The following is a 12655-nucleotide window of genomic DNA, read 5'->3' as shown; positions in this document are numbered from 1 at the left end:
CAATATTGGCACGCAGTTTTTTGCAATCGATGCGGCCACTCTTAGTGGTATTGATGGCTAAATACTGGAATAGATGCTGCAAGGAAAGCCGTCATGTCACTCAAGTGATCATCGCGACATGGAATGAAGCTAACTATGAGAAACCTCAGTGCTGACAAACTTAAAAATAAGACTCCCTACGTAGCATGGGCATTGGCTGCCAGTTTTTTGTCATGGGGCGGGATTAACACGACGTGGGCGCAGGTGAGTGACCCGTCGACATTGGAGGGTAACACTAATCAGCCAGTGCAAGAGGCTCGACAGCTAACCATGCAAGCCGCGGTGCAACAAGCGGTTAACTGGTACCCTTCTATTGCGGAAACATTGGGACGCTTATATCAGCAAAATGAGCAGGTAGCGGTGGCGCGTTCAGGAGCTCTTCCACAGGTCAATGCAGGGCTATCATCAGAGTACAGAACATCCAGTAGCCAAACGGAAGAGGCGTTTAATATTACTGCCTCCCAGATGCTCTATGACTTTGGCAAAGTTGAAAATAAGGTAAAAGCCGAATTATTTGGAGTAGAGCGCGATCAGGCAAGAGTTCTATTGGCAATTGATCAGCTAGCGCTTGAAGTCGCTCAAGCGGTGATTGATATTCAGCGATTTGAAGCTTTGCTAGCGATTGCAGATGATCAAATTAACAGTGTCACCGATATACAGTTGTTAGCGGAAAGACGTTCAGAACTTGGCGCTAGTACACGCTCTGATGAGGTGCAGGCGCAGTCAAGGGTGGAAGCGGCTAGAGCAATACGTGAGCAGTACCAGTCACAGTTGACGATTAGTCAAAATAACTTAAGTCGGCTTATCGGAGCGCAAGGGCCAGTTAGCGTTGCGGACACACTTCCTGATGGCCTGTTACAAGTATGTAAGGCAGCTTCTGATCAGTTTCATAATGTACCGGAAATCATGGTGGCTGATGCCCAGCGCGAAGAAGCACGAGCACAAATTGCTCGGCGTGAGGCAGATTTTTACCCAACGATCTCCGCAGAAGCAGGCTTTAATCAATTTATTAACCAGATCGGCAACAATGATGATACAGATGTATCGCTGCGGTTTAATGTATCCAGCAGCCTATATCAAGGTGGAGCCACCCTTGCGCAACGGCGATCTGCTGACTATGTACTGCAAGCACTAGAGGCATCAAAAGATAATATTTTAATTGAGTTACAAAGAAGAGTGCAGGATGCCCAGGAACAAGCTCGTAGTGCTATGAGCCAAATTGATATTCTAAGAAAAAGAGTAGAGGACATGGCGATCACTCAGGAGCTATATCGACAACAGTATTTATCACTTGGGACGCGTTCATTGCTTGACTTGTTGAACGCAGAGGAAGAAATACAGCAGGCTAGGATTAATATGGAGAGTGCGCGTTACGATATGTATGCGGTTCAACTTGACTGCCTTTATGCATCTTCAGGTTTTCGCGATATGTTTGAAATAAGTAATGAAACTGTTCAAGGTGTTAGTTTATCTCCGTTGTAGTTGCGCTCGCCTCTTGTTCATGACTTTTCTTTGAGTGCTCTCCGTGAGGCTTTTATGTGTTTACGAGATGCGCTTTTTTCTCGCACAACTGTCTACTATGATTTAATTATAAAATATAAGGTGTATAAATATGCCAAATGAAGAATCAGTAGAGCATGGTGGGGCTCAAAACGCCATATTTGATCATTGGATAGAGGCAATAGCAATGGTCGCCCGCCACTATCGATTAGACTACTCTGCTGAAAACGCTAAAATTCGTTCAGCTTGGAGCCAAGGTTGGAGCCAAGGGGCGGCGCTTTCAGATGCGCTTCGTGGTATTGCTCATCAATTGGGCATGACACTGACGATTGAGCCTTACAATAAAAAATTAATGACGCCCTGGCGGTTGCCCATTGTTGTGCAGTTTGACAATGGCCAGCTTGCCGTTATTGAAACAATAAGCAGTCAGAATGAAGTTGGACTGGTTTATTGTGGTGATGGGGGAATAAAAAGTAGGCTTGATATAAGTGTTCTTGAACAGCACGCTGTAGGTCTTTATATGGCTCGGCCAGCACGTTCGGTGCCTGATTCACGAGTCGATGAATACATAAAGCCTTATCATAAGCACTGGTTAAGAAAAATTGTTCTGCGGGATTGGAAACCGTATGGACACATTATGTTGGCCGCTTTACTCTCTAATATTCTAGCGCTAGCTGGAATTGTATTTACGCGGCAAGTTTATGATCGTGTGATACCCGCTGAATCCTACTCAACACTTTATGTGTTATTTAGTGGCGTTGTGATTGCACTGATCTTTGACTTTATTTTGAGAAGGGTAAGGGTTCGGGTAACAGATCTACTGGGCAAACGTGCTGATTTACGCATGTCTGATAAAGTATATGGTCATGCGCTAAGAATTAAAAACTCAGAAAGACCGACGTCAACAGGCACATTTATATCGCAAATTCGCGAGTTAGAACGCGTTAGAGAGCTAATGACGTCAACGACGGTTACTGCGTTTTCAGATATGCCCTTTTTTATCCTTTTCTGTTTTGTTTTTTGGTATATCTCCGGCTCTTTAGTGTTAGTGCCAGTGGTGGCGGTGATGCTCATGCTGTTGCCCGCTATTTTGATACAGGGGAAACTAAAGAAATTAGCTACTGAGTCAATGCGAGAGTCGTCGCTGCGTAATGCAATGTTAGTTGAGTCTATACAAGGTATGGATGATATAAAATCGCTACAGGCTGAACCTAGGTTTCAAGGCCAGTGGAATCATTATACGTCCGAAGTTGCCGACTCAAGTCTTAGGCTAAGATACATTACCAACACATTAAGTGTCTGGAGCCAAACCATTATCACAGGGGTGTTTGCAACGGTTGTTCTGGTTGGGGCTCCAATGGTGATGTCTGGTGACCTAACAAGCGGTACGTTGATAGCGGCTTCTATTCTATCGTCCAGAATGTTGTCGCCAATGACAGGTTTGACGCAAGTGCTTAGCAAATGGCAACAAGCCAAGGTGGCTGCTGAAGGTCTTGATAAATTAATGCAGCGTTCGACGGACTATCCTGAAACAGAAAAAAGTGTTCATCGTCCAGTTATCAACGGTGATTATCTATTTAGCGATACAACGTTTAAATACAGTGCCGACGCTAAAACGCCATCACTTAAGATTGAGCAGCTACAAATAAAACGGGGTGAGAAAGTGGCTGTTTTAGGACGTAATGGTGCGGGTAAGTCGACGCTGTTACAGGCGTGTTCGGGGATGTTGGAGTCTTCGGAGGGTGAAGTAACGCTTGATGGCATTCGCCTTTCACACATTGACCCTGCTGATGTTCGGCGTGATGTGGCTTTCCTTAGCCAGAACGCAAGGTTATTTCACGGCACTATCCGTGAAAACCTATTGATGGCTAAACCCATGGCATCCGACCAGGACTTGATCGAGGTGTTGGAAATGTCAGGTGCCCAAGGTTTCATTCGCAAGCTTGCAGATGGGCTCGACCACGTTATTTTAGAAGGTGGCAGCGGCCTTTCTGGAGGGCAGAAACAGGCACTATTGTTAGCCCGTTGCTTTCTTCGCCAGCCCAATGTTTTGCTGCTTGATGAGCCTACCGCGTCACTGGATGACAGTTCAGAGAAACATATCATTCAATCACTAGCTGCATTCGCGGCTAATAAAACCTTAGTGGTCTCCACGCATCGCATGGCCTTATTGAGCTTAGTGGAGCGTATTATCGTGGTTGATAATGGCCGTATTGTGATGGACGGTAAAAAAGCTGACGTGCTCGCTAAACTTAAACGTAACCCTACGACTGTTAAACGTGGTGTAAATTCGTCGCAAAACCTGCATCGGAAAGGTGGGGAGGGGGCATCATGAGTCAGTCAAACAATCGTAAAGCAGATTCGAAAAGGTTGCTTTTTCTTGATTTTGAACAAGATAGGCAACGCCTGGATCAACATTCCGATGATGCTAAAACGACCCGTTCGGTGCGTATTATTTGGTGGGTATTAGCTTGCTTCTTGAGCTTTGCTGTCTGGGCCTACTTCGCAGAGCTGGTCGAAGTGGCTTCCGGCGAGGGCAAGGTGATTCCCTCTTCACGCGAACAAATTGTGCAGTCGCTTGAAGGGGGGATCGTGACCCAGCTAAACGTGCGAGAAGGAGATATTGTTGAAGCTGGGCAAGTGCTGGCTCAACTAGATCCAACCCAGTCTCAATCTATCGTTGAAGAAACAGCAGCTAGATACAGAGCGGCCTTAGCACGGGCAAGCAGACTGGAGGCTGAGGTAAATGAAGAGCCTCTTACTTTTCCAGAAGAACTAGATAATTATTCAGGTTTAGTGGCCGGAGAGCGGTCACTGTACGCAACAAGAACCAATGCACTAGAGAGTTCGCTTTCAGGTATCGAAGATACGTTAGCAATAGTGCGAGAAGAGTTAGGGCTAACAAGATCACTCGCTCAGGTGGGGGCAGCAAGTAACGTGGAAGTGCTCAGGCTACGCCGCCAGGAAGCTGAGTTGGAGCTCCAAGCTGCCGATGTCCGATCAGAGTACTTTGTGTTGGCTAGGGAAGAACTTGCTGAGGCTCGCGCTGACATAGAAGCTTTTTCTTCTGTGATCATGGGGCGCTCGGATACGCTTTCCCGGCTTACTATGCTTTCTCCAGTAAGGGGGGTGGTAAAAGATGTGGAGGTAACAACCAGGGGAGGGGTGATTCCACCTAATGGTCGGTTAATGACTATTGTGCCTTTGGATGATCAATTACTGATCGAAGCACGTATCTCGCCACGAGATATCGCGTTTATTCATCCTGGGCAGATGGCTAACATTAAAATAACGGCTTATGACCATAGTACTTATGGTGGCATGGAAGGTGAGGTTGTGACGATTTCACCGGATACGGTACAGGATGAAGCCGACCCTAATATTTTTTACTACCGTGTGTTTGTACGAACAGAGAAGGATTCGTTAGAAAATGATATAGGCACAACATTTGATATTGTGCCTGGTATGGTGGCGACAGTGGATATACGCACGGGCAGTAAAACTGTCTTTGATTACTTGGTAAAACCACTGAATCGCGCACAGAACGCGATGCGAGAAAGATAACAGGTAGTATGTGTCGCGAGCAGTGAATACTGCAATAAGTGGTGGCGAATTTTGGATGATTGTCACCATTTTTTTCACTGTTTCTTAAGTTATCTTTAGTAAAAATTCATCGATAAGCTTCTTTGACTGAGAGTTATTGGTGTCAATCTTCCTCCCTTTCCTCATTAACTGCTTAATTTTCTCCTTGCCTACTGGAGAAAATCATTAGGGCTGGCACAGTAGATCGTTCTAGTAGCACTGCTACTTAAATACGTCAATTTGGCACTGCTCAAAAAGTGTAGTGGCATAAGTGGCGCGTATTATTAATGTGATCTAATTTTATTGAGTTTAGTAATGAATAATAAATTAGGTTACGTCGTCGGGGCCGAGTTGCTGACATGTTCGACGCAGGTGAGGCTTTTCGCAAACAGGCTACTGCTAATGGTTAGCACGGTTTGAATGTTGGTGGGGGCTCTTCAAATCGTTTCAGTAGCTATGACGTATAAGGTAAAAGCTATGAAACAATGCACTAAGCCAAGAACTGTAATACCGGTGGTTGGAATTATTTTAGCGGTAAACAGCAGCGCCATTTGCTCTGCTTATGCAGAAGGGTTCCCAGATGTTAGAGCATCTCCCGAAGGATTAGGTGAGTCGTTTCTACGAAGCGGTACTTTTATGCCACTCAATAACTTACGAAAAGTAAACGCTGGTGCAGGCAGGTTAACTCAACAAGATGTAAAGAGCCTTCTTGGCCCACCCAGTAGCCCTTCAGCCGTGGACCAAGAAGAAGATAGCTGGATATACAACATTAATTTGCCTCTACATGGTGAAAGCTATCTTGTATGCCAGTATCAGATGTCATTTTCCCAGCAAGTACTTACATCTTCAGAATGGCGGCGGCCACAGTGTGAGCGCTTTTTCGCAGAACTCTCAACCCCAGTTCAGCCTCAAGAAGTCAGCTTCTCAACTGATTTTTTATTTGGGTTTGATAGCTATGCCATTTCTTCGCAAGACCGATCAGAACTTCAGCGAGCCATTCAAAGCATCCAGGCGGAGTTTCAAACTCCCACCACCATAGTGACAGGGCATACTGATCGAATTGGTTCAGCAGAATATAACTTGCGCCTTTCTGAACATCGAGCAAAAGCGGTAGCCGATGCTTTAGTGGAAGGAGGGGGCAGTCCCCACAATATTCGTTATACCGGCATGGGACAGAGCGACCCTTTGGTGAGCTGCCAAAACATCGTGGGTGCTGCATTAAAAGAGTGCTTGGCGCCTAACCGCCGCGTTGAGATTTTATTACAGGAAAGTATTTGAAGCTGAGAGTGGCTAGCTCTCACAAGCTTACTAAATGACTTAATTAAAAGGAGAGCCAAATCAAACAATAACAAAGTTTTTAACTTTGATAGTTCTTTTCAGCCTTGGGAATCTTCGGGCCAGGATGCATCAGTGTTCTACAGGATGTTGAGAAAAATGAATTTTTCAAGGTATTCCTTTGGAAGTAACACGAAAATAGGTGAAGCATGGACAATGCACTCATTGTCATTACCCCTAAAGTGGGTGGTGATTCGGTTGAAGTACCAAGAGGCAGTGTTGTTGATTTGCAGGAACCGAGCGTCGTTACGATTTCTGTAGGACCTGAAGAAACTGCTGCTTTTGATCGGTCTGGAATGGATCTGATTATCACCCTGAAGTCTGGTGAGCAGATTGTCATCGCTGGATTTTTTAATGCCCCGGAGGGGGAACGCTCGGAATTGCTTCTCAAGGATTCCGAAGAGGTAATTTGGTGGGGGCAATACGAGATACCTTGGTCTGGATTTGCGTTCTCTGAGACCCTAGTGGCAGCAGGTGGGCAAGTGCAAGATAGTAGCTCCCCAACTTTGGCAGCTGCATTAGGAATGCTTGGTTTAGTTGGCATTGCTGCAGCTGGCTCCTCTTCGTCTTCTTCAAACAGCGACTCTGATTCTGACGCGGATTCCGACGCGGATGCTGATGGCGACTCAGATTCCGATGGCGACTCGGATGCTGATAGCGACTCTGATTCTGATAGCGACTCAGACTCAGACTCTGATGCCGACGCAGATGCGGATGCGGATGCCGATGCAGACGCTGACGCTGACGCTGACGCAGATGCTGATGGCGACTCGGATGCTGATGGCGACTCGGACTCTGATAGCGACTCGGATTCTGATGGCGACTCTGATTCTGATGGCGACTCTGATTCTGATAGCGACTCGGACTCCGACGCCGATGCCGATGCCGACGCAGATGCTGATGCGGATGCTGACGCCGACGCTGACGCGGATGCGGATGCGGATGCTGATGCTGATGCGGACGCCGACGCCGACGCCGACGCCGATGCAGATACTGACGCTGACGCTGACGCTGACGCTGACGCTGATGCAGACGCGGATGCTGATGCTGATGCTGATGCGGACGCCGACGCCGACGCCGACGCCGACGCCGACGCCGATGCAGACGCAGATGCAGATGCAGACGCAGATGCCGATGCCGATGCAGATACTGACGCTGACGCTGATGCCGATGCCGACGCCGACGCCGACGCCGACGCCGACGCGGATGCTGATGCGGACGCCGATGCAGATACTGACGCAGATGCAGATGCAGATGCAGATGCAGATGCAGATGCAGATGCAGATGCAGATGCAGATGCAGATGCAGATGCAGATGCGGACGCCGATGCAGATGCGGACGCCGATGCAGACGCTGATGCAGACGCAGACGCAGACGCTGATGCAGACGCCGATGCAGACGCCGATGCGGATGCCGATGCTGATGCTGATGCTGATGCAGACGCAGACGCAGACGCAGACGCAGACGCCGATGCGGATGCGGATGCGGATGCGGATGCCGACGCAGATGCCGATGCTGACGCAGACGCAGACGCAGACGCAGACGCAGACGCAGACGCCGATGCCGATGCCGATGCCGATGCCGATGCCGATGCTGACGCAGACGCAGATGCCGACGCGGACGCCGATGCGGACGCTGACGCTGATTTCGAACTAGTCAATATCGATATTGCTGCGAATCTAGAGCGTGAAATCAGCTATGAGCCTGAAGAAACGCCGGATACTGGTAGCGATAGCCAGTCCGACTTGCTTGGTATCGATCTTCTAGGTGGACTCGCCAACCTGGATATTGGCTCTGGTGACCACCCGCTGGTCGAGTTTAGTCTGGATGAAAATACCAACGAGACCACGTTCAACATCGATATCTCTGGAGCTCTTGAGGTCGGTGTACTGGACGACTATGTTCTGATCGTTGAAAGCTTTGAGAACGGGGAGTGGGCACGTGTTGAGGATGGTGAGAATAATCTCGACGAAGGACTGCTTTCACTTAGTCTGCTTGGTTTGGGTGGTACTTCTGGGCAGGTGACTCTGGAAAATCTGGATGCGGGCGACTATCGCGCCACTCTGGTTCCCGACCCAAGCTTGATCAATGTTGGTGTGGCCATCACGCGTGACCTTGACGTTACCGCTACCGACTTGCTGGAAATTGAGGACATCACTGTTGGTGAGGGTGCGGAAGGCAACTTTATTGATGAGGCCGCCAGCGGTGATACCGGCAATCTGGAAATTCAGTCCATCACTTTCAATGGTACTGAGTTCACGCCAGTGAATGCTGAGATAGAAGTCGTTGGTGAATATGGCACTTTGGTCATAAATACCGACGGTTCTTACACATATACGCCGGATGCAGAGGCGGGTAGCTCAGGTGTGGACAGCTTCACAGTGGACGTCGTGGATACTGTAACTAACGAAGTGAAGTCCGCGAATATCAACGCTGAAGTGGCCCTAGTCGATGTGCCAGGCGAAGGGGATGCAGACGCCGATTTAGACGCACCGGATGCGCCTACCGCCGAGTTCAACGCTGACGGCGATATGGTCACCGGTGACGCCGAGCCGAGCAGCACGGTCACGGTGTATGACGAAAACGGTGAAGAGATAGGTACGGCGATTGCCGATGCGGAAACCGGCAGCTATAGCGTGGAGCTTGATCCGGCCCTGGCCGACGGTGAAGAGGTAACGGTGACGGCCACGGATGGTTCAGGCAACGAGTCCGAGCCAACCACTGTGACCGCACCGGATACCACCGCACCGAATGCACCTACCGCCGAGTTCAATGCTGACGGCGATATGGTCACCGGTGACGCCGAGCCGGGCAGCACGGTCACGGTGTATGACGAAGATGACAACGTGCTGGGTACCGCCACCGCCGATGGAACCGACGGCAGTTATAGCATCACTCTGGATCCGGCCTTGGCCGACGGCGAAGAGGTAACGGTGACGGCCACTGATGGTTCAGGCAACGAATCCGAGCCAACCACCGCGATCGCACCGGATGCCACCGCACCGGATGCGCCTACCGCCGAGTTCAACGCTGACGGCGATATGGTCACCGGTGACGCCGAACCGGGCAGCACGGTCACGGTGTATGACGGAGATGACAACGTGCTGGGTACCACCATCGCCGATGCAGAAACCGGCAGCTATAGCGTGGAACTTGATCCGGCCCTGGCCGACGGTGAAGAGGTAACGGTGACGGCCACGGATGGTTCAGGTAACGAGTCCGAGCCAACCACTGCGACCGCACCGGATACCACCGCTCCGGATGCACCGACCGCCGAGTTCAACGCTGATGGCGATACGGTCACCGGCGACGCCGAACCGGGCAGCACGGTCACGGTGTATGACGGAGATGACAACGTGCTGGGTACCGCCACCGCCGATGCAGAAACTGGCAGCTATAGCGTGGAACTTGATCCGGCCCTGGCCGACGGTGAAGAGGTAACGGTGACGGCCACGGATGGTTCAGGCAACGAGTCCGAGCCAACCACTGCGACCGCACCGGATACCACCGCTCCGGATGCGCCTACTGCCGAGTTCAACGCTGACGGCGATATGGTCACCGGTGACGCCGAGCCGAGCAGCACGGTCACGGTATATGACGGAGATGACAACGTGCTGGGTACCGCCACCGCCGATGCGGAAACCGGCAGCTATAGCGTGGAACTTGATCCGGCCCTGGCCGACGGTGAAGAGGTAACGGTGACGTCCACTGATGGTTCAGGTAACGAATCCGAGCCAACCACTACGACCGCACCGGATGCCACCGCACCAAGCCTGCCGGGCGTGACCATTGGCAATGGTGATGCCTTCCTTACCACCGATGATCTTGATGAGGATGGCAATGTCGAAGTCACCATCGACCTGACCGACACCAACGCCGAGATCGGTGACACTCTGACCGTCAATGGTGTGGAAACCACCTTGACAGAGGAGCACATCAACGCTGAGGAAGTAGTGACCGAGGTTGAAGCGCCGGAGGGTGGTGGGACCCTGGAAGTCACGGCCCACTTGGCCGATTCTGTGGGCAACGTATCCGACCCCGGTACTGCCAGTGCCACAGCGCTAATAGATGGTGAGGCAACCGCTAATCTAGGCAACCAGACCAGCCTGGACTACACGCCGGATAGTACCTCTGAGGTGCAGGTTATCGATCTGCTGGATAGCTTCCCAGAAGATGCGGGCACCACCGTGATTGTTGGAAACAATGAGGACTTCAACGCCTTCTCTGGGGATCTGGAGGTCGAGGTCAGTCAGGTTGGGCTATTGGCAGTGGCCGGTGCCTTCCGTGTCGATGTCTACGATGCAGGCGGTAATCTCGTGCACACCGCAGCCACCGCGGACAGTCCCTTGGTCGGTGATGTGGCCGGCCTGGGTATATTGGGGCTAACGGATGACGGAGCGCTAACCACAACGGTGACCGGGCTGGAACCTGGGCAGTATCAGGTTATTGTGCGCAGCGATGAGAGTGCATTGAACCAACTGGTCGGCGATCTCACTCTGTCGGAGTTGGGCGATAGCGGTGTTGTGCTGGGTGAAGAAAACCAAGCGGTGGTGCTGGATGCTGTGCGGGATGGCCTGAATGGCACTGTTCCTGTTCTTGACCTTCTGAGCCTTGGCTTAGGCGATATCGTCGTCGATTTAATACTTGAGCCAGTGCTGAACACTTCGACGGAGCTCGGGGCTGGAGAGCTGGTCGATGTTATCGTCGAGGGTTTGAACGACCTTGGTTTGACCTACCTGGTCGATGATGTGCTCGATGCGGTTGCCGATGCCTTGCTCACCGAGACCCTGACGCTGCTCGAGCAGACTGAAATTACCACTACGCTGACCGAGCACGGCCTGGAGGGCGACGGTATCGCTGAAGGCACCGTGGACACGGGGGCTGGGGTCGTTGGCAGTGTGATAACGGAAGTCGCCAATAGCAGCGGGCAAACCGTGCAATTGGAGGCTGGCACGGCAACCATTGCGGGGCTCTACGGTGATCTGGTGATCAATGAGGATGGCAGCTACACCTATACCGCCAATGGAGATATCGCCTCGCTAAACCAGCAGGAGACGTTTACCTACACGGTATCCGATGGCGACAGCCAGGCAGAGGCGGAGCTCACTGTTACGATCGAGGGCGAAATTCCGTTCTCGGCTAGTGATGATACCGCCACCATCGATATCGAATGGACAAACGTTACCGATAACGACTTCCACCAGGATGAGGGGTCGGCCAGCTCCATTCTGCTAGTCTTGAACTCACCCTATGTAGGTGAAGAATTCGAGATCGAGCCTAATATGGAGCTTTCAGGCGTCGTTATCGCTTCTTCGTCGGTTAATCTTCTTGGCGGTGGCAACCTTAACATCCAGCGGCTTGACGATAACGAAAATTGGGAAACGGTTTACTCTCAAGAGTTCGGCAACTTGGTGGGTGTGGCTAATGAAGTAGCCAGTATCGATATTGCTGGACTGGATCTCGACCCCGGAACTTATCGAGTCCATTCACAGATCACTGGTGTAACAGCGGATGTCAACATCGATGGTAGCTTTGCCGCTACCTATCTTGATCAGTTCGAGTCCGCTTTCGTACCGGTATCGGGCAATCTGTTGGATAACGATGAGGCGATAGGCGCAGGCTTGGAGATCCTTGAGCCGGATACGGGGGACTATGTTGAGATCGGTGTTGAGCCGATAACGATCGAAGGAGATTATGGCTCCCTGACCGTGGATGCCAACGGCAACTATAGCTACACGCCAAACGGTGATCTGGAGCACTTCACTGAGCCGCACTCGGAGGTGTTTGTCTACCAGCTTACCCACCCTAACGGCAGTACGAGTGGGGAGGCTACGCTGACCATTGAGCTTAAAGCGGTCGACGGGGAGGCGAGCCAACTCGACGATGTAGGCATTGCTGCGCTGAGTACCTTCAGCCTTAGCGATATGGACTTTGGTGATGGCAGCGAAGAGCTGGTATTCCCTGAATCTGAGGACAGTAACGAAGAGGAGGAGCAGGTAACGAGTGGTACTGATGGCGTTGAGGAGATGGCAATGGGTGATTTCTCTGAGCCGCAGAACCCGCTTGACGACGAGTTTGATCAGACGCTTATGGTCTGATGGGGAGTCTAATAGTGGAATCACTGCAAAACAACGCCGGGCCTTCGGGCCCGGCGTTGTTTTGCAGTTAATTGAAATTATCCATGAGACAATCAGCAGCC

Annotated in this window: 5 protein-coding genes; all 5 read left to right on the top strand. The window is 51.0% G+C overall.

Annotation, left to right across the window (positions count from 1 at the left end; translation table 11 throughout):
* Positions 1–321: 321 nt before the first annotated feature.
* The 5 genes from IR195_RS16540 to IR195_RS16520 all read left to right on the top strand — a co-directional run bounded on the left by IR195_RS16540 (position 322) and on the right by IR195_RS16520 (position 12554).
* Positions 322–1521: a TolC family protein gene (locus IR195_RS16540; RefSeq protein WP_241006749.1), complete on the top strand. Its 1200-nt coding sequence runs from the start codon at positions 322–324 to the stop codon at positions 1519–1521.
* A gap of 130 nt (positions 1522–1651) precedes the next feature.
* Positions 1652–3874, top strand: coding sequence for a type I secretion system permease/ATPase (locus tag IR195_RS16535; protein ID WP_206048096.1), 2223 nt, complete (start codon positions 1652–1654; stop codon positions 3872–3874).
* A complete protein-coding gene (locus tag IR195_RS16530) occupies positions 3871–5103 on the top strand; it encodes a beta-barrel domain-containing protein (RefSeq protein ID WP_206048095.1) in 1233 nt (410 codons plus the stop codon). The genes IR195_RS16535 and IR195_RS16530 overlap by 4 nt, the downstream gene beginning before the upstream one ends.
* 495 nt (positions 5104–5598) lie before the next feature.
* Positions 5599–6399: an OmpA family protein gene (locus IR195_RS16525; protein WP_206048094.1), complete on the top strand. Its 801-nt coding sequence runs from the start codon at positions 5599–5601 to the stop codon at positions 6397–6399.
* Between the two features lie 206 nt (positions 6400–6605).
* A complete protein-coding gene (locus IR195_RS16520; RefSeq protein ID WP_206048093.1) occupies positions 6606–12554 on the top strand; it encodes a BapA/Bap/LapF family large adhesin in 5949 nt (1982 codons plus the stop codon).
* The last annotated feature ends 101 nt before the right edge of the window (positions 12555–12655 follow it).

Origin of the sequence: Vreelandella venusta, assembly GCF_015689495.1 — a bacterium.
In the GTDB taxonomy this organism is placed as follows: Bacteria; Pseudomonadota; Gammaproteobacteria; order Pseudomonadales; family Halomonadaceae; genus Vreelandella; species Vreelandella venusta.
This window is presented reverse-complemented; position numbering and strand designations above follow the sequence as displayed.

What these genes read in the sequence shown, in the direction of transcription:
- IR195_RS16535 (WP_206048096.1), top strand. Translation starts at nt 1,652, where the DNA reads ATGCCAAATGAAGAATCAGTAGAGCATGGTGGGGCTCAAAACGCCATA.
- IR195_RS16520 (WP_206048093.1), top strand. Translation starts at nt 6,606, where the DNA reads ATGGACAATGCACTCATTGTCATTACCCCTAAAGTGGGTGGTGATTCG.
- IR195_RS16530 (WP_206048095.1), top strand. Translation starts at nt 3,871, where the DNA reads ATGAGTCAGTCAAACAATCGTAAAGCAGATTCGAAAAGGTTGCTTTTT.
- IR195_RS16525 (WP_206048094.1), top strand. Translation starts at nt 5,599, where the DNA reads ATGAAACAATGCACTAAGCCAAGAACTGTAATACCGGTGGTTGGAATT.